Source organism: Marinomonas flavescens (assembly GCF_004352835.1).
Taxonomy (GTDB): Bacteria; Pseudomonadota; Gammaproteobacteria; order Pseudomonadales; family Marinomonadaceae; genus Marinomonas; species Marinomonas flavescens.
Map to the genome: position 1 here is coordinate 61073 of NZ_SJSB01000008.1, position 20140 is coordinate 81212.

The 20140-nt window shown below is 42.7% G+C and carries 22 protein-coding genes; 15 read left to right on the forward strand and 7 right to left on the reverse strand.

Going from position 1 to position 20140, the window contains the following annotated elements; all coding sequences use genetic code 11:
• Nucleotides 1-17 precede the first annotated feature (17 nt).
• From E0D70_RS09865 to E0D70_RS09875, 3 genes are all read left to right on the forward strand, one after another.
• Entirely contained in the window at nt 18-770 is a 753-nt protein-coding gene (locus E0D70_RS09865) for a sulfite exporter TauE/SafE family protein (protein ID WP_133012120.1), read from the forward strand.
• A 5-nt stretch (nt 771-775) separates the two neighbouring features.
• Nucleotides 776-2146, forward strand: a complete 1371-nt coding sequence (gene safD, locus E0D70_RS09870) for a sulfoacetaldehyde dehydrogenase SafD (RefSeq protein ID WP_133012121.1) — start codon at nt 776-778, stop codon at nt 2144-2146.
• Nucleotides 2147-2432: 286 nt separating this feature from the next.
• Complete coding sequence (locus E0D70_RS09875; RefSeq protein WP_133012122.1) at nt 2433-3824, forward strand: aminotransferase family protein; 1392 nt, start codon at nt 2433-2435, stop codon at nt 3822-3824.
• 405 nt (nt 3825-4229) lie between these two features.
• Here the strand turns inward: E0D70_RS09875 and E0D70_RS09880 are convergent, their stop codons facing one another.
• The 3 genes from E0D70_RS09880 to E0D70_RS09890 all read right to left on the reverse strand — a co-directional run bounded on the left by E0D70_RS09880 (nt 4230) and on the right by E0D70_RS09890 (nt 5799).
• On the reverse strand, nt 4230-4856 hold the full coding sequence (locus E0D70_RS09880) for an OmpA family protein (RefSeq protein ID WP_133012123.1): 627 nt from the start codon (nt 4854-4856) through the stop codon (nt 4230-4232).
• Nucleotides 4857-4964: 108 nt separating this feature from the next.
• A complete protein-coding gene (locus tag E0D70_RS09885; protein ID WP_133012124.1) occupies nt 4965-5387 on the reverse strand; it encodes a VOC family protein in 423 nt (140 codons plus the stop codon).
• An 88-nt stretch (nt 5388-5475) separates the two neighbouring features.
• On the reverse strand, nt 5476-5799 hold the full coding sequence (locus E0D70_RS09890; protein WP_133012125.1) for a hypothetical protein: 324 nt from the start codon (nt 5797-5799) through the stop codon (nt 5476-5478).
• Nucleotides 5800-5875: 76 nt separating this feature from the next.
• On the opposite strand from E0D70_RS09890, the gene E0D70_RS09895 reads away from it, so the two are divergent.
• Nucleotides 5876-6898, forward strand: coding sequence for a nucleoid-associated protein (locus E0D70_RS09895; RefSeq protein WP_133012126.1), 1023 nt, complete (start codon nt 5876-5878; stop codon nt 6896-6898).
• 49 nt (nt 6899-6947) lie between these two features.
• Here the strand turns inward: E0D70_RS09895 and E0D70_RS09900 are convergent, their stop codons facing one another.
• Together E0D70_RS09900 and E0D70_RS09905 are read right to left on the reverse strand one after the other, a co-directional pair.
• Nucleotides 6948-7592: an HAD family hydrolase gene (locus E0D70_RS09900; protein WP_133012127.1), complete on the reverse strand. Its 645-nt coding sequence runs from the start codon at nt 7590-7592 to the stop codon at nt 6948-6950.
• Between the two features lie 100 nt (nt 7593-7692).
• Nucleotides 7693-7920 carry a hypothetical protein gene (locus tag E0D70_RS09905; protein WP_133012128.1) on the reverse strand — a complete coding sequence of 76 codons (228 nt, stop codon included), beginning with the start codon at nt 7918-7920 and terminating at the stop codon, nt 7693-7695.
• Between the two features lie 171 nt (nt 7921-8091).
• Here E0D70_RS09905 and E0D70_RS09910 point away from each other — a divergent pair, with 171 nt between their 5' ends.
• Nucleotides 8092-8562: a DUF2947 family protein gene (locus E0D70_RS09910; RefSeq protein WP_133012129.1), complete on the forward strand. Its 471-nt coding sequence runs from the start codon at nt 8092-8094 to the stop codon at nt 8560-8562.
• Here the strand turns inward: E0D70_RS09910 and E0D70_RS09915 are convergent.
• Complete coding sequence (locus tag E0D70_RS09915) at nt 8559-9275, reverse strand: tRNA-uridine aminocarboxypropyltransferase (RefSeq protein ID WP_133012130.1); 717 nt, start codon at nt 9273-9275, stop codon at nt 8559-8561. The two genes, E0D70_RS09910 and E0D70_RS09915, sit on opposite strands and share 4 nt — an antisense overlap.
• A gap of 272 nt (nt 9276-9547) precedes the next feature.
• Between E0D70_RS09915 and E0D70_RS09920 the strand changes: the two genes are divergently transcribed.
• Nucleotides 9548-10309, forward strand: a complete 762-nt coding sequence (locus E0D70_RS09920; protein ID WP_133012131.1) for a DUF1499 domain-containing protein — start codon at nt 9548-9550, stop codon at nt 10307-10309.
• 77 nt (nt 10310-10386) lie between these two features.
• On the forward strand, nt 10387-10971 hold the full coding sequence (locus E0D70_RS09925) for a TetR/AcrR family transcriptional regulator (RefSeq protein WP_133012132.1): 585 nt from the start codon (nt 10387-10389) through the stop codon (nt 10969-10971).
• 12 nt (nt 10972-10983) lie between these two features.
• Here E0D70_RS09925 and radD read toward each other — a convergent pair whose 3' ends face one another.
• Nucleotides 10984-12741: a DNA repair helicase RadD gene (gene radD / locus E0D70_RS09930; protein ID WP_133012133.1), complete on the reverse strand. Its 1758-nt coding sequence runs from the start codon at nt 12739-12741 to the stop codon at nt 10984-10986.
• Nucleotides 12742-12845: 104 nt separating this feature from the next.
• Between radD and E0D70_RS09935 the strand changes: the two genes are divergently transcribed.
• From E0D70_RS09935 to E0D70_RS09970, 8 genes are all read left to right on the forward strand, one after another.
• Entirely contained in the window at nt 12846-13547 is a 702-nt protein-coding gene (locus E0D70_RS09935) for a 2OG-Fe(II) oxygenase (RefSeq protein WP_133012134.1), read from the forward strand.
• Between the two features lie 134 nt (nt 13548-13681).
• On the forward strand, nt 13682-14680 hold the full coding sequence (trhO, locus tag E0D70_RS09940) for an oxygen-dependent tRNA uridine(34) hydroxylase TrhO (protein WP_133012135.1): 999 nt from the start codon (nt 13682-13684) through the stop codon (nt 14678-14680).
• 173 nt (nt 14681-14853) lie between these two features.
• Complete coding sequence (gene dnaX, locus E0D70_RS09945) at nt 14854-17232, forward strand: DNA polymerase III subunit gamma/tau (protein ID WP_133012136.1); 2379 nt, start codon at nt 14854-14856, stop codon at nt 17230-17232.
• Between the two features lie 14 nt (nt 17233-17246).
• Nucleotides 17247-17573: a YbaB/EbfC family nucleoid-associated protein gene (locus E0D70_RS09950; protein ID WP_133012137.1), complete on the forward strand. Its 327-nt coding sequence runs from the start codon at nt 17247-17249 to the stop codon at nt 17571-17573.
• 9 nt (nt 17574-17582) lie between these two features.
• Complete coding sequence (gene recR, locus E0D70_RS09955; protein ID WP_133012138.1) at nt 17583-18176, forward strand: recombination mediator RecR; 594 nt, start codon at nt 17583-17585, stop codon at nt 18174-18176.
• Between the two features lies 1 nt (nt 18177).
• Nucleotides 18178-19332 carry a ribonuclease D gene (rnd, locus tag E0D70_RS09960; RefSeq protein ID WP_133012139.1) on the forward strand — a complete coding sequence of 385 codons (1155 nt, stop codon included), beginning with the start codon at nt 18178-18180 and terminating at the stop codon, nt 19330-19332.
• Nucleotides 19333-19347: 15 nt separating this feature from the next.
• Nucleotides 19348-19641, forward strand: a complete 294-nt coding sequence (locus E0D70_RS09965; protein WP_133012140.1) for a YcgL domain-containing protein — start codon at nt 19348-19350, stop codon at nt 19639-19641.
• A 2-nt stretch (nt 19642-19643) separates the two neighbouring features.
• Complete coding sequence (locus tag E0D70_RS09970; RefSeq protein ID WP_133012141.1) at nt 19644-20123, forward strand: YcgN family cysteine cluster protein; 480 nt, start codon at nt 19644-19646, stop codon at nt 20121-20123.
• Nucleotides 20124-20140: the final 17 nt, after the last annotated feature.

A 20140-nucleotide genomic window follows, 5' to 3' on the forward strand; every position in this document is an offset into this window, starting at 1 on the left:
GGTATTAAGGGTAACAGATGGATGTAGTGTCTTTATCAAATGAAAGTCTGGTATGGCTTTCATTGGCGATTGCTTTAGCTTCTGCGATTACATCGATTACAGGGATGGCGGGTGGCGTTCTTATGTTTTCCGCAATGAGTGTGTTTATGCCGGTCAAGCCTCTTATTGCTATTCACGGTGTGGTGCAAGTTTTTAATAATGCCGCCCGCAGTTGGTTTCTTCGGTCGCATATTCGTTGGGCTATGTGCCTTCCATTTGCTTTTGGAACGGCGATAGGTGCGGCAATTACCACCTTTTTCATTGTTCAATATGTCGGGCAGTTTTTCCCTTTATTAATTCTAGTTTTGTTAATTTTTTATACGCTGTTCAAACCGAAGCGAATGCCGCATTTTAAAGTTAGCAACGGTAACTTTTTCTGGGTTGGAATGGCGACCGGTTGTATGGGGATTGTGGTTGGGGCAATAGACCCTTTGTTAGCCGTGTTTTTCATGCGGGATGATATGAGTAAAGAAGAAGTTGTTTGTAACAAATCTGTTATGCAAATGTTTACTCATCTAACCAAAATTCCTGCTTATATATTCTTAGGCTTTTCATTTATTGATAATGCTTATCTTATTATTGTGCTGAGTTTAGCCGCCGTTATTGGTGCGAAACTTGGTGTTATTGTTTTACGGTTTGTCAGTACAAATGTTTTCTTTTTACTAATGAAGCTGGCGTTGCTTATTGCTGCCGGTCGTATTGTTTATCAATTAATCCAACTAGGAGTGTAATCGTTATGAGCCAAACTTATACGTTAGAAAACCCTTATAGCAATGAAAAAATCGGTGAATATGAATTCACTAGCTGGGCACAGATTGAAGAGAAACTTGCCTTGCTTAAGCAAGGTCAAAAAGTCCAAGCAAAAACAGCGGCTTTTGAGCGTGCAAATGTTTTGGGTAAATTAGCTGTTCTTCTTAAAGAAAATGCGGAAAAAATGGCCGCGCTTGTTACTCGTGAAACTGGAAAAACAATTTCAGACTCACGAGTTGAAATGACGCGTGCGGTCAATGCATGTATCGCAAGCAGTGAAGAAGCTCGTCAGATTAGTGGTGAAACACTTGATTCAGATGCTTATGCTTCTGCTGGTGGTAAGATTGGTGTCGTTTGCTGGCGCCCGCTAGGCACCATTTTTTGTATTACACCGTTTAACTTTCCAATTAATATTGCGATTCATAAAATTGGTCCAGCTTACGCCGCCGGTAATAGTATATTGTTCAAACCTGGCCCACAAAACACGGCATCTTCTCAGCTTTTAGTTGAGCTTTGCTATGAAGCTGGAATGCCTGAAAGTGTATTGCAATTCTGTATGCCACAGGTGTCAGACTTAGATCGACTAAATGGTCATTCAGACGTCAATGCAATCAATTTCACTGGCGGAACCGCGGCGGCCAATGCGATCGCTGCTGCTGCTGGCTATAAAAAATTGTTGCTTGAGCTTGGTGGTAATGATCCATTGATTATTATGGATGATGCCAATATTGAAGCGGCTGTTAATTCAGCGATCAATCACCGCTTTGCGACAGCGGGTCAGCGTTGTACTGCGGCTAAGCGCTTGTTCATTCATGAATCTGTTTACGATAAGTTCCGTGATTTGTTGGTTGAAAAAAGTTCTGCGCTCGTTATTGGCGATCCTATGGATGATAAGACATTTGTTGGTCCCGTTATTAATATCGGTGCGGCAACAGAAATTCGCCAGCGTATCGAAAAAGCCATTGAAGATGGCGCAACCGTTGCCTTGGGTAATAAGTATGAAGGTAGCTTTGTACACCCGACTATTCTTGAAAATGTCCAAGCTGACAGTGACGTTATGATAGAAGAGACATTTGGTCCTGTAATGCCATTGTTTAAATTTGATAATATTGAAGACATTATTCCAATTATCAACAATACGGCATATGGCCTTCAGGGCGGTGTGTTTAGTAATAACCTATCCGTTATTCGTTTCTTATTTGAAGCATTAGATGTTGGTACCTTAGCTGTTAATGAAGGTCCAGGCTTCCGAACTGAACATTTCCCTTTTGGTGGTGTAAAAGAAAGTGGTATTGGTCGTGAAGGCATCAAATATGCGATTCGCGAAATGAGTTACACCAAAACTTTGGTTATCTAAAGTCTAATGCTGCAATTCAATTATTTTTTGCCTTACGTGGGCACCTATAAAAGATAATTATTTTTAGAGGGAGGGTCATTGATTCTCCCTCTAATACTTTTTTAAAAAAACACTCCGCTTTTATATTAAATTGATATCTTTTGAATAGCATTCTCTGGTCTCAATAAATCATTTGATCTGGTTCTATGGGTTATTGATATAAAGGCGTAATTTTGAATAATTAAAGTGAAATGTCAGGTGCTAGAAACAGTTAGCTTGATCTTTGTTGAATATTAATGAGGTTTGTATGAAGTACGATACTGAAAATTTTGATTCTTTAGATGTAATTGATAATGACAAAAATCATGTCTGGCACCATTTGAGTCAGCATAAGCCATATGAAAAAAATGATCCTATGGTTATTGTTCACGGTAAAGGATTACGTGTTTGGGACATTAAAGGAAATGAATACCTTGATGCGGTTTCTGGTGCTGTATGGACAGTAAACGTTGGTTATGGACGTACTGAAATTGCAGATGCCGTTCGCGATCAATTGGTTAAAATGAACTACTTTGCCCAAACTGCAGGTAATATTCCTGGCGCTCTTTTCGCTAAAAAATTGATTGATAAAATGCCAGGCATGAGCCGAGTTTACTATTCAAACTCAGGTTCAGAAGCGAATGAAAAAGCCTTCAAGCTTGTTCGTCAAATTGCTCATAAAAAATATGGCGGTAAAAAAACAAAAATTCTTTATCGTGATCGAGATTATCACGGTACTACTATTGCGACATTGAGTGCGACTGGTCAGTTCGAACGAAAAAATCAGTATGGTCCTTTTGTTCCTGATTTTGTTGAAGTGCCTCATTGTTGCGAATATCGCGCACAGATTGATGCTAGCGGTGAAGAGTATGGTGTGTGGGCCGCTAATGAAATCGAAAAAGTAATTCTAGCTGAAGGGCCTGAAACAGTGGGTGCCCTTTGTCTTGAGCCTATTACAGCCGGTGGTGGTGTGATTGAAGCGCCAGAAGGTTATTGGGCTAGAGTTCAAGAAATATGTCGTCAATATGATATCTTGCTACATATCGATGAAGTTGTATGTGGTCTAGGTAGAACAGGCAAATGGTTTGGTTATCAGCATTATAATATCCAGCCAGACATCGTTACTATGGCTAAAGGTGTGGCTTCTGGTTATGCCGCAATCTCTTGTACAGTCACTACAGAAGCCGTTTTTGAAGCGTTTAAAGAAGATGAAGATCCTCGCATGGGGTACTTCCGCGATATCTCTACTTTTGGTGGATGTACTGCTGGACCTGCTGCCGCTTTAGTTAACATGCAAATCATAGAAGATGAGAATTTGCTTGAAAACACGACAGTACAAGGCGAATACCTTCTTAAGAAACTGAAAGAGCTGATGGATAAGCATCCAATTATTGGTGATGTTCGTGGTAAAGGTTTGTTTGCAGGTTTCGAGTTAGTAAAAGATCGCGTAACGAAAGAACCAGTTGATGAGAGTGTTGTGATTGCTGTTGCGGGTCACTGTATGGCGAATGGTGTTATTATTGGTCGTACTAACCGTTCGTTTAAAGAACACAACAACACAGTTTGCCTTGCTCCATCATTGATCATTACTCGTGATGAAATTGATATTGTTGTGAAAGCGATTGATGATGCTTTAACCGCAGTCTGTAGTAATATGTAAAAAAATAAAAAAACAGCCTATTAACACTTTAGTCAATAGGCTGTTTTTTTTTGATTACCTTCCTGTTAAGAATATAATTCCCTTCTATAGTTCTTTCTAAATCTTTCAAATCGAATATATATACTCTGCGTTTCTTTATTGGGGAATGTTAGGGTCGATTATTCAGGCTATAAAAAATAATAAATTATAATGTTGCGCTTCACTTTCTATAATCTTATCTGTTAGGAAATACCTGATTGGTATTGTTCAAGAAGGCAGAGTATTGCTCTCGTATTTTCTGATAAGTATTATTATTTGTTAAGGGTGGGGAGGTTGGTGTGATTACAGGAGTCGTCGTGATTTTTTATGCAGGTATTTAAAGTAAAAGCCGCCGACTTGTTTAATCAAGTCAACGACTTTTACTTATTATTGCTTGTGTGGCGCTGTATGAGTGTTTTTATCAACACTGTAGATTGTCCAGCGTTCGACATCTGCTTTTGATTCTGCATAGATGTCAGCAATAACGCGACGGTTACGAGCGCGCCCTTCAGGAGTGTCGTTTTTGTCGATTGGACGGCTTTCGCCATAACCAATTGCTTTTACACGCTTTGGAGATATTCTAAAGCTGTCGATGAGTACATCTGCTATGGCGGAAGCACGCTTCTGAGATAGCTCTTGGTTTGCTTTTTCAGACCCTACATTATCGGTGTGACCTTCAATAACAACATGACTGTCTTTGTGTTCTTTTAAGAAGTCAGCAAGCTTTTTGATTTTAGGGTAGAACTTTGGTTTGACGATGGCTTTTCCTGAGTCAAACAGAATATCAATATCAAGAGTCATCATTTTTGATGTGGCAGTAGGGCAGCCATTAGTATCAACTGCATCGCCTAGGGGAGTGTTAGGGCAGCGATCGCGTATGTCTATTACACCATCTTTATCTTGGTCGTTTAGTCCTTGACGAACATTGCTGTTAAAAAGATTTTCGGCATGGCTCGTGCTGCTAAGCATTAGTAGCAAGCTAATAGTGTAAAGTGTTTTGAATGCTATCTTCATTATCTTAAATTCCCTGTACTTCTGTATATTGACCTAATATAACGATGCCTCTTCCCGGAGGCTATAGGATTTTTGTAGCGTTATAGGCAAACTGTAATTTTTTGTAATTTACCAACTCCCCGTGTTCTCCATAGATAGCCATGGTTCGGCCTTTTCTAGTGATTGACCTTTTTGTAGTAGTTCAATGGAGATGTTATTTGGGTCTTTGATAAAAGCCATGTGCCCATCACGAGGTGGACGAAGTATGGTGACGCCAATAGATTGCAGCTTTTCGCATGTCTGGTAGATATCATCTACTTCATAGGCTAAATGACCAAATTGATCTCCATTCGTGTAGTTACGATCGTCCCAATTATGAGTAAGTTCAACTTCTGGTTCACCTTTTGCGACAGCGTAATAAATGAGCGAAAACTTTCCGGCTTCACTGTCGAAGCGGCGCGTTTGAATAAGGCCTAGCCCTTCGGTGTAAAATGTATGGCTCTCTTCTGGCTTATCTGTTCTTATCATGGCATGCAGGTAGCGAATTGACATGAAAACTCCCTTTAATAAATAGCGTTACAGTATTTTACGCCTTTTTAAGACGATATGGTTAGGGGTATATCGAACGTGATAGTTTACCTTATTCTTCCCAAATCCAGCGTAAAGGTTCACCAAAGTCATCGTAAATGATTTTCTTTTTTGGTTTTCTATTCATTTTAAGCGGGGCTTGTGGTGGGGTTTTGCTGCCTTTGCGTTGTTGAATGGCGGCGACAACATGATTAAGTGGCGTGCGCTCTTTTCTTGGCTCGCTAAAGCCCATGTGTGACGTGTTATACTTGCCGTCAACAAGACCGGATTCACCCATATCAACTTGCTGGATCTTTCCGTTAGCCTTAATAAATTCCTCTACTAAAGAATCAATTTCGTTTCGAGTGTCTTTTTTCGTGGTTTTTGGTTGGGTCATGGCTTAGCTATTGGTGTTAAGTTTGCCTCTTCAGAGGTGGTCACAATTTATTCATACTAAACGTAAGAGGTTGCTGGTGTCTATTACCAACTTGATTGTACATGAAATTCAAAAACATGACGGAGAGCGTAAAGCGATATTAATTGCGCGCCCAAATGAGAATCCTGTTGATGCACAGGCTGAAGCGCTTTCAGAGCAGGTCACTAATTTGTTCAATCGATCTGGTATGAATACAGGTCGTTTTTCAAACCCTGAAGGGAGTGAAGAGGGGTCGCAATTACCAGCATTATTGAATAAGCATTTTAAAGAAAATGTCTTCGAAGATTTTGAGGGCTTTTCAAAAAATTGTGCGGCTGAGTATCTTAAATATCTAGAGCCAGTCGAAGAAGCGGAAGGGGGATTGTTGTGGTTCAATCATTATGAGCTTCACGATACTCATTTTTTATACATAGTTATGTTGAAGCGTAAGCAAGGCATTGGCCTAGGCGCGGATCTTAGTCTTTCTCAAGTAGAACAGATTGAGATGGAAAAGTTACATATGGCGTTACGTATCAACCTCAATGCTTGGCGCGCTGGTGATGAAGGTCGTTATATTGCGTTTCGTTTTGGTCGTGCGCCAAAGCACGAAAGTGAGTATTTCACGCAGTTTATTGGTTGTGATGAGCCTAAAGTTGCGGCGAAAGAAACGCGTAAGCTTGTCGACTTAACGTCTGCTTTTTGTCAATCTGAGGGATTGCCGACCAAGCAAGCGAACGATTTTAAACGAGTGGTATCTGAACATTGTCAATCGAAAGCGGAAGAGCGAGAGCCGTTGGCCATACAGCAAATAGCCAACGAAGTTGAATCTCGTTTTTCTATTGAGCAAGCCAATAAATTCTTGGAAATCGCTAGTTCTGAAACCTTTCAGATGGAGAAAGAAATCTTTGTTGAAAAAGCCGCATTGAAAAAACTGACTCGCCTTTCTGGAAGTTCTCGCGCACTGACTCTGAGTTTCGACAGTGAGTTGCTTGGCGAATCGATTTCTTTCAATGCAGACACTGGAACATTGACGATTCATGAGCTGCCAAAGAGTTTGCTTAAGCAATTGCAATCACTTTAGTGCAGAAATGGAATCGTGTTGCTTGGCGTGTGTCGTCTATGAGTGTTAATTACAGGCCAAGTAACGTTTCCAGCTCTTTCATGGTGGCAAAGCTCTGTGTTGCGCCAGCCTTGGCTTGTAGTTTTGCATCAAGTGTTTCGCTAAAGGCGAGTACACGCATGCCGGCAGCCCGAGCAGCGGTAATCCCTGCGATAGAATCTTCAATGACAATGCAGTCTGCGGGCGTAACATTAAGTGCTGCTGCGGCTTTTAAATACAGGTCAGGTTTGGGTTTGCCGTTTTCGACATCATCTACGCAAAAGCGTGTTGAAAATCTTTCTGTAAGTTTGATTTTATTAAGCTTAAATTCCATTTCTTTGCGTCGTGCGTTGGTCGCCATTGCAATAGGAGCTGTAATTTTACTTAATAAATCAAGAACACCATTAATGGGTTCTAGGTGCTTATCAATGGTCGCGTGAAATGCCTTTCTATAATCATCATCGAAACTTTCTGGCAAGGCTTTGCCCAGTAATTCTTCGGCGGCTTTTAGGTTTTCTTGGTTAGTGAAGCCTGTAAATCTTTCATGTAATAGCTTGTCATCAAGTATGAGGCCATGTTGTAGCAGCATAGACTTCATTATTTCGTTTGAAATATTTTCTGTATCGACAATAACGCCATCGCAATCAAAGATCACTGCTTTATAGAGGTAAGCCATAGAGAGGGTGCTTCGTTATGAATAAGCTGTGATAATAACGAATTTAGCGGGGGGAGTGGAAGAGAGGTTGTTATTGTTTTTCTCTCCTTAAAAAAATCCGTTAAGATACGCTAGCGGCCATTAAAAGCGAAGCTTGTGTTTTGTTGTTTTCAAGTGAAGATTGCGTGCTTGATGTGTCTGAGCCTGAAAAAGAAAACATTTTCTTAAAGAAAGAAGTTGTTGTCTTTACGTTTTGAGCGCGTTTCTCACGACGTGCACGGCGTATTGCACTGCGATCTTCAAAGCCCCAGTCTTTTAGAAGTGCTTCGTATTGTTCTTGAGAGTCCATTTTATGCTCCTTAGTATGTAAAATACTAAAATTAAAGATAAGTACTAATTAAGTTAAATGTTGTTTTATTACAACATTTTAAATATTAAATGAGCTTAATCATTCAAACAAACGATCGTTTTTCATGATTTAGGTTATTTTTTTTCACCTTTTGGATTTGTATAGTGAATTATGGCGTATCAATTATTAGATAGTTTTTCAAAAAATTGGATTTTTAAACGCGAAGACCCCAAGGTTGAAGCAGCGGATTTAGCTCAAATTCGCTTATTAGATGAAGCGAGAGCAAGCAATATTTGGCGTGATTATATTAGCGACTCTCAAATTCACCCAGACCATTTCACCGATAATGATTGGATAAAGGGTCAAAGTGCCGTGCAAGTTAAGTGGGAGAATGTTTGGGAGTCTGAGAGCGCATGTCTTCCAGAGGATATTTTGGAACATGTAGCTGCTTGGGGTGATGACACGTTAGTGTTTTTTTGTTGTAACAATGAGTTGGTTTTTGAGCTGCCTTGGGCTGTCTTTAAGCGAAGCTGGAAGGCTTTCTTGTTTCTCGATAACGGACCTATTTTAGTGGCTAAGAAAAAGAAGCAGGCAGTGCAGTTTCATTCTAGCGGTATGGCGTCTTTACTTTTTCGAGCTTAATCTTGCCATTCTTTTATGTCGCCTCGCTTTCTGCTGGCAAGGCATTTTTGGTTAAAAACTTGATAGTAGTGAAGCAAGTCTCTGGACTGTGCCTCATATCCAAGGTTGTCTAGTAGCAGGGCAATAACTTCGGCGGTTGCAAATTGCATGTCATGGCCTGAATGTCTTACTAAGAAAGACCGTTGTGCTTGGCTGTTTATCTCAAAGTGCGGAATGTCTTTTAACCACTCGCTTTGATGGAACATCTTACTGGCCTGTTTCCAGGTTCCATCAAGAATAATAAAGGTGTGCTTTGTATTGCTCTCTACGTTCGGAAGCGGGAGAGTCCGAACGTGTCTTTTTTGCCTCTTAGCGGTTTCTGTGTGCGGGTATAATAACGTGCATGCGCCTTTTCTTTCCTCTAAAAGTGCTTTTAGCGCATCATCCGGCTGCGTTCTATCCCATAGAAATGCCAGTGTATCAGCTGGATAGCAATCGGCAATAAGACGACCGCTATTGGTGGGCTTGTGGATTTCATCGCGATGAAAAAGCAAAATAAAATTAATGGAAGCGTGGGCGGTTTTTCTCTCTGTGCAGAAGCAAGCAAATGTCGCCATTAGGCAAGAAGGGCAGCGATTGGCTTTTGAACCTCTCGCGATAAAAGGTCGCCGAGCGCGCTTTTGGCATTCTAAGCGTAAACTGTCAACGCTATGGAGAGGGTGTTTTGGGGACATGATGTCGCTTGTAATTTAACCTATGGATTACGTATTTGAATTGATATGTCTGCTTGTTTGGTTGTTGCTAAATATTGGGCGCGTATCATACCTTAGTCCTTCTTATTTAAAAGCCTATAAAAGGCAAAAAGAGCCGTATTTATCGTGTCTTTTTGAATCATTTACTGAAAATATGCAAATATCAAGGAATCAAAGCTAAAGCGTTATTTACCTTCTGTTCGTTGGCATCGTTGCACGCTAAGGTGCGTATACCAATATGGCATGAGTAATCTATGAGTCGTTATATCTCTCCTGTGCTTTATATCCTATTAATGTTAGTTGGATGTGCAGCGTTTATTTCAATTGCAGGTGTGAGGATCGGGCTGTTCGAGCCCTTGATCGGTTTTTCACTATTAAAACAAAGTGTTTGTGCTGCTTTGATCTTATCAACCTTAGCCGCTCTTTCTATTTTTGTTTGCCGCAAAGAGTGCAATGTTTCTAGTCAACGTTTTTTTGGTTTGGTATTGGTCGTTTCGCTTGTTTATAGTTTGATGTGGATTGTTTTTTATGCGCAGCGCATTAATCTTCCAAATATCCATGACATTACGACAGACACCAAAATGCCACCAGAATTTATTAATGTTAACTTTCTACGTAAGTCTAATGAAAATGGTTTGGTCTATGACCCTAAATGGGCGGCTATACAGATTGCCAACTACCCAAATGTAAAACCGGTGATGACTAAGAAAAGTGCTCAGATGGCCTATCAAAAAGCACTGGCTCTTGTTGTGGAGAGGGGGTGGCAGTTAGATGCAACTTATCCTGAAGTAGGTCTGATTGAAGCGACGGCAAGAACCCCTATTTTTGGTTTTAGAGATGATGTTGTTCTCAGGGTGATGACAGAAGGCGATAAGGTGCGTGTTGATATGCGATCTTGTTCTCGTGTTGGGAAAGGCGATTTTGGTATGAATGCAAAACGCATAATAAGTTTTATGGACGATTTAAATAGTCGTCTCAATGGAATGCCTTTTGATCAAATGCGCTTTTTAAATTAGTAATTTTAAAATAGCGCTCGTTTTCAAAATTATGACGCGATAGACTCGAACGATCTTTTTTGTACTGAGGAAAGTTCGTGAGCGTGCGCCAAACACAAAAAGCCAATACTCGTTCGAAAATTAAAGAGATTGCAAAAGATGCTTTTTTAACAAAAGGCATAGAGGCAACGAGTACGCGTTTCTTGAGTAATCAAGCTGGAATTGCTGTAGGTACTCTCTTTGTACACTTTCCTGATAAATTGTCTCTTGTAAAAGATATTTTCTTCGATGAGATGGATGTAGCGCTTAGAAATGCTGCTAATGCCCAGACATCGTGCCTTTCTCCATCCGACTATCTTCTTCAAATGGCCGATGTGCTGTTTTCTTTTTATGATAAATACGCTGAGTTTGCGCGGCTTGTGCTGTTCGATAGTCTTGCACACGGCGGTTTTCATACTAAACAAATACAAGTGATTATCGAGGGCGTAACTAAGCGCTTTAAACAAGTCGGCGTCGATGAGAAAACCGCTTCGATTTTTGCAGAAAATATGGCGGCAAACTACTGGATGGTATTGCTAGGTGGGATTCCTAGTGGTGTTCTAGGGCAAGCAGCCATTGACCACCTTGCTAAACTCAATTTGCCTTTTGATGCTTCTTATAAAAATGCTCTGAAAAAACCTTAAGCATTATGGTTCTTAGGTAAGGTCATTGGCTTTGCGATATGGCCCTTGGTAATCAAAGAGTTTTTCAGTTATTTGCCAATGATGTTTTTGCTTTTTAGCAATCACAAAATCCGGAGTTGGTAGGTACGATTCGAACTTTATCACGTCTTCAGCGTGTTCAAAAGTGATTGGATTCGTGCTGTTCGCGACACGTCGCCCAAATTCTTCGTTAAACTTCTGCTTCGACTTTTTCTGTTTGAAATAAAAATGTTCGCTCAGCGTCGTGCCGTCTTCATCGTGGTAAGTGACCTTGATACTGTCGTCTTCTGGCTGTTTTGTTAGGGTGATGCCTGAGCAGCGAAGGACTTTGTTATTCTTTAGATTGAGTGCGTTTCTGAGTTGATCATCGGGGTCAATCAATTTTTCTGCGCAATGCTGGCAACGGCGGGCGGCGATGTCGTTTTCTTCATTGCAATGGGGACAGCGCTTAAAACAAAAGCGATAGTGGCATTGCTCTTCACCGTGTGGTGTTTCCATCAGTCCGTGACAGCGTCGACCAAAGTGCTCAATAACGTTTCCTTCGCTGTCTTTGCGCCCCCAGAAAGTATTGGCAAAGTCGCACTCGGGACAGTGTATTAGTACAGCAACGGAATCTTTAGTGGGCTTTTTTTCACCGACTTCGGGTTGGTATATGTCGTAGCCGTTGTTGGTGTAGTCGAGTATTAAGCAATCTTTTTTGCCCGGGCTCAAGCGCAGGCCGCGACCAACAATTTGCTGGAATAAGCTAATCGATTGAGTCGGGCGAAGGATCGCAATAACATCCACATGAGGGGCATCAAACCCTGTGGTTAATACTGAGACATTGACCAGATATTTGAGTTTTTTGTCTTTGAATGCTTGGATCAGTTGATCGCGGTCCTTGTTGTGCGTTTTTCCGGTGATGAGTGCGGCTTCATTGTCTGGTAAGTAACTTATGATTTCTTTTGCATGATCAATGGTGGAGGCGAAAATCATCACGCCTTGGCGGTGTTCACTCAGCTGGATGATCTGCTCGGTAACGGCACGGGTGACTCTGGGGTGTTTGTGGATGAGCTCATTTAACGCAATGGCGTCACTGTCTTGTTCGCCGTCTAGGCTTTCGGTTAAAAGGCTAAAATTGTAATGGGCGACAGCGGCATCATAATGGATTGGTGGTGTCAGATAGCCATGTTTTACCATGTAGCGTAGTGGCAGTTCGAAAATACATTTTTTAAAAAAACAGTCGTTTTCTGGGCGCGCAAAGCCATAGTAATGGTGTTGATAAATCCAGCCACTGCCGAGTCGATAAGGCGTGGCAGTGAGGCCAAGGATCTTGGTGTTAGGGTTGAGCGCTAAAAAGTGTTGAATGGTTTTTTGGTATTGGCTGCCTTGTGCCATGTCGATACGATGGCATTCGTCGATGATGATTAAACTGGCTGGTTGAGTAAAGTCGTCTAAGTTGGCTGCCAGCGATTGGATGCTGGCGAAAGTGGTTTTTTCGGTGCTGATTTTTTGATTGAGTCCCGCTGAGTAAAGACCTGCTTGGTGGCCAGTGGCTAGAAATTTGCCATGATTTTGTTCGACAAGCTCTTTTACATGGGCAAGGCAAATGACATGGCCTTTTGCTAAGCGACTAAGTTCTGCGATGACCAAGCTTTTGCCTGCGCCGGTAGGCAGGACAACGACGGCGGGATCATTGCTTTGGCGAAAGTGATTGAGAGTCGCCTCTACGGCTTGGGTTTGGTAGTCGCGTAGGACAAAAGCTTGGGTCATTGTTGAACGCTTCATGCAGGGATAAAATTAGTGTGTCGGCTCGCACGCTACAGTATCATAAACGGCTTGGCAATAATGCCGCTTAGGATATGAACTCCCTCTTTATGATCTTCGATGACGTGATAGCTAACCCTTTACCCAATGACTTACCTGTGGCGCTTTTACCTGCGTTTAGTCGTCTTGAGCCTTTCGCTTTGTTGCTTAATGATCTGCATACGAAAGGGTGGAGTGTGCAGGACGATTTTTTCTCAGACGCCTTCACCGATAAGCTTATCGAGGAGGTTCAAGGGATTCAAAATGAGTCTATGTTACAGGCGGGGGTTGGCCGCAAACAGGACCATCAGGTGGTGCTGGATGCACGCCGTGATTATATCAAGTGGATCGACCCTATTAATGAAACGCGCAAAACATTTTTGGACGAAATGGAAGCCTTACGTATTGTGCTAAATCGTCAGTTTTTTTTGGGTTTGTTTGATTTCGAAGCGCATTTTGCGCGTTATGAAAAAGGCGCCTTTTATGAAAAACACCTCGATGCTTTTAAGGGAGAAAGTAATCGCATTCTTTCAATCGTGCTGTATTTGAATGAGGATTGGCAGGAGGGTGATGGCGGTGAGTTGGTGATTTATGATGAGCACGATTCTGGACGCGAGTTAGGGCGTTTTTTACCGCAGAAAGGCCGTTTGGCAGTTTTCTTAAGTGAAGATTTCCAACATGAAGTCAAGGTCGCCAAACGAACACGTCACAGCATCGCAGGCTGGTTTCGAGTTAATAACACCACCGCAAAAACCCTCGACCCTGACCAATAGCTGTGTTGGCGATTTAACGGCTTTACTGGTAATTTAACGGCTAATCAGACTCGAAATTTCTTCAAAAAATCTCTATAATGCGCGCCTTGTTTAATTGCTCTGGTTTTACGTTCCAGACCGCATAGGAGATAAAAGTGTCTAAAGTTGTTGTTTGTGCCCTTTATAAATTTGTTGAACTTCCTCAGTTCGAATCCCTCCGAGAACCGCTTCAAACGGTATTAGAAGACAATGGCGTTCGTGGTACCTTGTTGCTTGCAAGCGAAGGTATTAACGGCACAGTAGCCGGATCTCGTGAAGGCATTGACGCTGTGTTGTCATGGTTAGATCAACAGCCAGGCCTAGATGAAATCGTCAGCAAAGAATCTTACGATGAAGACATGCCTTTCTATCGCACTAAGGTGAAGTTGAAAAAAGAAATCGTGACCATGGGGGTGCAAGGCATCGACCCTAAACGTGTGGTGGGCAGCTATGTTAAGCCAAGTGAATGGAATGCCTTAATTTCTGATCCTGATGTCGTTTTAGTCGACACTCGTAACGATTACGAAGTGCAAATTGGCACATTCAAAAATGCCGTCAATCCAAAAACAGACACCTTTCGTGAGTTTCCTGAGTACGTGAAAGAAAACATGGACCCCAAGAAACAAAAGAAAGTAGCGATGTTTTGCACGGGCGGTATTCGTTGTGAAAAATCCACAGCGTATATGTTAGAGCAAGGCTTCGAAGAGGTGTATCACCTTGAAGGTGGCATCTTAAAGTACTTAGAAGAAGTGCCAAAAGAAGAAACCATGTGGGAAGGCGAATGTTTTGTCTTTGATAACCGGGTTTCTGTGAATCACGACCTTGAAAAAGGTGATTATGACCAGTGTCATGCGTGCCGTATGCCAATTACGGAAGAAGAGAAACAAGACGAGCGCTATCAGCAAGGCGTGAGTTGTGTGCATTGTTTTGATAAGTACACCGATGAGCAGCGCCAGCGTTTTGTCGAACGCGAGCGTCAGGTGCAATTAGCCCGTTCTCGTGGCGAAGAGCACATTGGTGCAGATGTTTCTAGCGCCGTTGAAAAGCACCGTTCAGAAAAAGCGTTGGAAAAAGAACGTCAGCGCAAGATTCGCGAACAAAGAAGCCAATCGTAACCCGCTATGCATTTCGCTCAGTCAGTCTGAGCGAAATATAAACTATTGATCTAAATCGCGATTTTTTTGCTTTCTTATGTCCTTCTTAGTGCCATCGTAGATGATGAGTGGTTTCGAAATAAGCCGGACTGCCGTACAATGAAAAAATCGCTTTTTATTAGCCAGTATCTATCATGAGTTATCAAGTTTTAGCACGCAAATGGCGGCCACAAACATTCCTTGAAATGGCAGGGCAAGACCATGTATTACAAGCCTTGGTCAATGCGCTTCGTCAGCAACGTTTGCATCATGCTTATTTGTTCAGCGGTACGCGAGGGGTGGGTAAAACAACCATTGCCCGTATCTTTGCAAAATGCCTAAACTGCGAAACTAACGGCATCTCCCCAGAACCTTGTGGTCATTGCGACAGCTGTGTCGAAATTGCTGAAGGTCGCTTTGTCGATTTGATTGAGGTCGATGCGGCCTCTCGAACGAAAGTGGAAGATACCCGAGAATTATTAGAAAACGTCCAATATGCGCCGACGCGAGGACGTTTTAAAGTCTATCTGATAGACGAAGTTCATATGTTGTCTACACACTCTTTCAATGCGTTATTGAAAACTCTGGAAGAGCCGCCGGCCCATGTTAAATTCTTGCTGGCTACTACGGATCCACAAAAACTTCCTGTTACGATTCTATCCCGTTGTTTGCAATTCAATCTAAAAAATATGACGCCACAACGAGTGGTAGATTACCTAGAGACTGTATTGACCACGGAACAGGTTTCCTATGATCAGCCTGCGTTGTGGCAAATAGGTCAAGCTGCCAATGGCAGTATGCGTGATGCATTAAGTTTGACGGATCAGGCTATTGCCTTTGGTAACGGCACCATCTCAGAAACTGGGGTGACGGCCATGTTGGGCTTGGTGAATCAAGCGCAAATATTGGACCTATTAGACTGTGTGGCGAGTAAAAACGCCGCGCTAGTTTTGCAGAAAATAGACGCGTTGGCGGATTATCAGCCAGACTTTGTTGCTATTTGCGGGAGCTTACTGGACACCCTTCACCGAGTTGCTGTTGAACAGCAGGTGCCAGGGGCTTTACTGGATCAGCAAGGCGATCTGGATCGTATTCAGCATATTGCCGCGACGGTGAGCCCTGAAGAAATTCAACTCATGTACCAAAGCTTGTTGATTGGTCGTCGAGATTTGCATTTATCACATACGGTACGTTCTGGTTTTGAAATGCTGATGTTGCGTTTGATCGCCTTTAGGCCTACGCCGCCAATGTCAGTTTCTTATGCAGAGCCACCACGTACTGAAGCGCCAATAAATTCGTCGTCAATAAAACCATCAGGAACCTTGTCTGCTGAGTTGGAAGTGACAGCCGCTGAGCCGCAAGATGAGATGCCTACTGGGTATGCAGACGAGTATTCTGAAGAGCCAAAAACAACCCATTTAGCATCGAATATTGCTGATGTGGTTGTTGCTGATGTGGTCATTGATAGCGTTGCCGTTGATGATGTGAGCGCTGGTGGTGTTCCTACAGAAAGCGTTAATGCCGAGGATGCACTAACCAAGTATAGTGAATCCAAGCATAGTGACCCTAAGCGCCGTGAACCTCTGTCTGACGCTGAGCGGCCGCCATGGGAAGACGCGCCAGCGACGCAGAATAATACGGCTGTGGATGTTGCGCTTGAAGAAAACGTGACTGAAAGTAGCTTCGTTGAAAATAATCCTATTGAAAAAAGCTCTACTACACCACATAAAGAAGCAGACGCCTCTGTGTTGATGAATGATGAGTCAGCTGTTGAAGTGCCTGTTAATGAAAAGGCTATTGTAGAACAGTCGATTGCAGAAAAACGGATGGCTGAAGCTGTTACGAAAGAAGAGTCTGTCGTAAAAGACGTGCCTTTTGTAAAAGAAGCACCTTCTACGGTAGCGCCTGCGACGGTAGAAGCCGATGACGACGAAGATGAGGATGAAGAAGAGGCTGAAGAGCGAGCGATTGCTGATGTGTCTGATCCATTCAATCCAGCAGCGGAGTTGGTTCAAGCATTAGGCGCTGATACTGAGGTCGTTGCGCCGGATCTTGTAGAAGAAGAAAGCAACGAGCCTAAAGCGCCAGACACTGTGGCGCAACCTGCTTTGGGTATGCCATTGCCAGAGATGCACCATTTTAGCGAATTGACCATGAAACTTTGGTGGTTGGTCGCACCAAGATTGCCGTTGACGGGCTTGGTACAAAATATATTGATGAACTCCAGTTTGATTTCAGCGACAGAGCAGGGAATTAAATTGGAAGTGCCTTTAGAGTATGGGCACATGTTGAATCAGACAAGATACGAACAAATTCAGGGCGCGCTGAGTGACTTTTTTGAGCAAAGTGTCCCTTTGATTATTGATACGGTTGAAGACACCAGTGGTGTGACCGCAGAAGAGTTTGCAGCCAGCAAACGAGCGGACGCATTGCAAGTCGCGATCGAACATTTGAATTCACATCCAGTCGTTCAAGCCCTCGCCAGTACGATGGGTGCTCAACTGGTTTATGATACTGTTAAAGCTAAAGTTTAATTGGAGAAAGAGTTATGTTTAAAGGTGGAATGGGCAACATGATGCGCCAAGCGCAGAAGATGCAAGAAAACGTTCAACAAGCCCAAGAAGAAGTGGCTAATATGGAAGTTGAAGGTCAATCTGGTGCGGGTCTTGTTAAAATCCTGATGACAGGTCGTCATGATGTTAAGCGCGTTTCTATCGATGATTCTTTGTTTGCAGACGATAAAGAAATGCTTGAAGATTTGATTGCTGCGGCGGTAAATGACGCAGTTCGTAATATTGAAGTGAGCCAGAAAGAGAAGATGGATGCAGCGACCGCTGGCATGTCTTTACCTCCTGGTTTTAAAATGCCTTTCTAGGAGCTTTGTTTGTTTAGTCCCTTAATTAAAGAGCTTATCGAGTCGTTGCGTTGCTTGCCTGGCGTTGGCCCAAAATCGGCTCAGAAGATGGCGCTATATCTTTTGGAGCGAGAGCATCAAGGGGCTGATAGATTAGCAAAGGCGCTACGTGAAGCGTTGGATAAAGTAGGGCGCTGCTCTAGTTGTCGGACCTTAACAGAAGAGTCTGAATGCAGCATTTGCGCAGACCCAGAGCGCGATCCTACACATTTATGCATTGTTGAAACACCAGCAGACGTGCTTGCCATTGAATCGGCAGGAACGTTTGATGGTCGCTATTTTGTACTACTCGGTCATCTTTCACCCATTGATGGTATTGGCCCGGAAGAATTGGGTTTAGATCATCTAGAAAATTTAGTGATCTATAATCAAGTAGAAGAAGCCATTATAGCGACTAATTCAACCGTAGAAGGCGAAGCGACATGTCACTATATCGCTGAGAAATTAAAATCCAAAAACATCAACGTCAGTCGCATTGCTCATGGTGTTCCCATGGGTGGTGAGTTGGAATACGTAGATGGCAACACTCTGGCGTTAGCGCTAGAGGGACGGAAAACACTCTAGAATGGAAAACCAAGATCAAGCACTGAATATTGTATGGGTAGCGGACAATGACTCGTTAGCAACGTGGTGTAAGTACTGGGCTGAATTGCCAGTAATTGCCGTTGATACTGAGTTTATTCGCCGTACAACCTACTTCCCAATAACGGGTTTGATCCAGATCAGTGAAGGTGAGAAGGCGGTGTTAATTGATCCGCTAACAATTGATCAATGGGAGCCGCTTCGCGCTCTAATGGTTAATCCATCCGTCATGAAAGTATTTCACGCCTGCTCAGAAGATTTAGATGTGTTCGAGCGTTTGTTGGGTGTGCTGCCTACGCCATTCTATGATACTCAGATCGGTGAGGCCTATGCTGGCGCTCAGTGGTCTTTGAGTTATGTGAAGCTGGTTGCCTCTTATTTAAATATCGAAGTGGCGAAAGACGAAACGCGTTCTGATTGGATACAACGACCATTAACGGATGCGCAAAAGCGTTATGCAGCATTAGATGTCGTGTATTTAGCTCAGCTTTACCCTTTACAGGTAGCTAAGCTAGAAGATAAAAACATGCTGGATTGGGTGCTAGAGGATTGTGAATCCTTAAAATGGCAACATCAAATGAACGCAGACCCAGAACAAAACTGGGCAAATGTAAAAACGGCTTGGCGTCTATCGCCTGAAGGGCTCACGTTGCTGCGCATGTTGTTTATTTGGCGAGATGAGCAAGCTAGAAAAGAAAACATTCCCAAAGGCCAAATCCTTAAAGACAGAACATTATGGGCATTAGGGAAAACATTGCCAGATCATCATAAAGCAATTTCTGAAACGGAAGAGCTGACTGGCAAACAACATCGATTGTATGGCGATGAAATCTTGGGAATGGTAGCTCTGGTAAAAAACCTTTCTGAAGATGAGCTTCAATTGCCTTTAGAAACACCGCTGCCGTCACAAGCAGGGGATTTGACGAAAGCGATTAAGGCGTATAGCCGTGAGCGCGCTCAGGCATTAGAAATAGCCCCAGAAGCGATGTTAAAGCGTAAGTTGTTAGAGCCATTGGTTCATCATCTATTTGATGGCTCTGTTATTGATTGGCAGAACCCTGCGATGACTGGCTGGCGTCGAGAAGTGATTATTGATCCTGTGCTTGAACGTTTCAAAAAAGCCGAAATAGAACATTAAAACCTTGAGAAAACTATGAAACAACATTTGATTGTCGAAGTTTTTCGCTCGTCTAAGCATGATGGCATGTATTTATACGTAGAGAAGAAGACTGGCCTAAAAGAAATACCAGAAGAGCTAATGAAACGATTCGGCGCAGGCATTAGTGCCATGACGATGTTGTTAACAAAAGAACAGAAATTAGCTCGTGCGGATACGGAAAAAGTCATTAAAGGGATTCGGGAAACTGGGTTTTATTTGCAACTTCCTCCTGTGAAAGATGAGTATTTATTAGATCTTTATAAAACGCCAACTGAGGCGGTTTACTGATTATGATTGCTAAGCGTTATGAGCCGTTTTGGAAGATAACGGCAATGGATCAAATGAGCGATCCTGAGTGGGAGTCGATTTGTGATGGGTGTGGAAAGTGTTGTCTTCAAAAACTGGAAGATGAAGACACTGCAGATGTGTTCTACACCAATCTTGCCTGTGAACAGCTCAATATTTCAGCTTGTCAGTGTAAGGTGTATGACACGCGACAAATGAAAGTCGCCTCATGCATTACACTGACCTCGGATCAAATAGAAACATTTCATTGGTTACCTGATACCTGCAGCTATCGAGTGCTGCATGAAACGGGCGATTTGCCGAATTGGCACCCGTTGGTTGTCGGTAATAATAAGGAAATGTTGCGTCAAGGTTTAAGTGTTCGTGATTACGCAATAAGTGAAAAGTCGGTTGACGAAGAGGATTGGGAAACCCATATAATCAAGTGGGTTCACGGTCTTCCAGAGCCTTATGACGTCGACTGATTTTAACTGGATGTCGT

Excerpts from the sequence above, each read along its gene's own strand:
- E0D70_RS09965 (WP_133012140.1), top strand. The coding sequence starts at position 19,348 with ATGAAACAACATTTGATTGTCGAAGTTTTTCGCTCGTCTAAGCATGAT.
- E0D70_RS09920 (WP_133012131.1), top strand. The coding sequence starts at position 9,548 with ATGAGTCGTTATATCTCTCCTGTGCTTTATATCCTATTAATGTTAGTT.
- E0D70_RS09865 (WP_133012120.1), top strand. The coding sequence starts at position 18 with ATGGATGTAGTGTCTTTATCAAATGAAAGTCTGGTATGGCTTTCATTG.
- dnaX (WP_133012136.1), top strand. The coding sequence starts at position 14,854 with ATGAGTTATCAAGTTTTAGCACGCAAATGGCGGCCACAAACATTCCTT.
- E0D70_RS09885 (WP_133012124.1), bottom strand. The coding sequence starts at position 5,387 with ATGTCAATTCGCTACCTGCATGCCATGATAAGAACAGATAAGCCAGAA.
- E0D70_RS09880 (WP_133012123.1), bottom strand. The coding sequence starts at position 4,856 with ATGAAGATAGCATTCAAAACACTTTACACTATTAGCTTGCTACTAATG.
- E0D70_RS09970 (WP_133012141.1), top strand. The coding sequence starts at position 19,644 with ATGATTGCTAAGCGTTATGAGCCGTTTTGGAAGATAACGGCAATGGAT.
- radD (WP_133012133.1), bottom strand. The coding sequence starts at position 12,741 with ATGACCCAAGCTTTTGTCCTACGCGACTACCAAACCCAAGCCGTAGAG.
- E0D70_RS09875 (WP_133012122.1), top strand. The coding sequence starts at position 2,433 with ATGAAGTACGATACTGAAAATTTTGATTCTTTAGATGTAATTGATAAT.
- E0D70_RS09935 (WP_133012134.1), top strand. The coding sequence starts at position 12,846 with ATGATCTTCGATGACGTGATAGCTAACCCTTTACCCAATGACTTACCT.
- E0D70_RS09905 (WP_133012128.1), bottom strand. The coding sequence starts at position 7,920 with ATGGACTCTCAAGAACAATACGAAGCACTTCTAAAAGACTGGGGCTTT.
- E0D70_RS09890 (WP_133012125.1), bottom strand. The coding sequence starts at position 5,799 with ATGACCCAACCAAAAACCACGAAAAAAGACACTCGAAACGAAATTGAT.
- E0D70_RS09915 (WP_133012130.1), bottom strand. The coding sequence starts at position 9,275 with ATGTCCCCAAAACACCCTCTCCATAGCGTTGACAGTTTACGCTTAGAA.
- E0D70_RS09950 (WP_133012137.1), top strand. The coding sequence starts at position 17,247 with ATGTTTAAAGGTGGAATGGGCAACATGATGCGCCAAGCGCAGAAGATG.
- rnd (WP_133012139.1), top strand. The coding sequence starts at position 18,178 with ATGGAAAACCAAGATCAAGCACTGAATATTGTATGGGTAGCGGACAAT.
- E0D70_RS09900 (WP_133012127.1), bottom strand. The coding sequence starts at position 7,592 with ATGGCTTACCTCTATAAAGCAGTGATCTTTGATTGCGATGGCGTTATT.
- E0D70_RS09910 (WP_133012129.1), top strand. The coding sequence starts at position 8,092 with ATGGCGTATCAATTATTAGATAGTTTTTCAAAAAATTGGATTTTTAAA.
- safD (WP_133012121.1), top strand. The coding sequence starts at position 776 with ATGAGCCAAACTTATACGTTAGAAAACCCTTATAGCAATGAAAAAATC.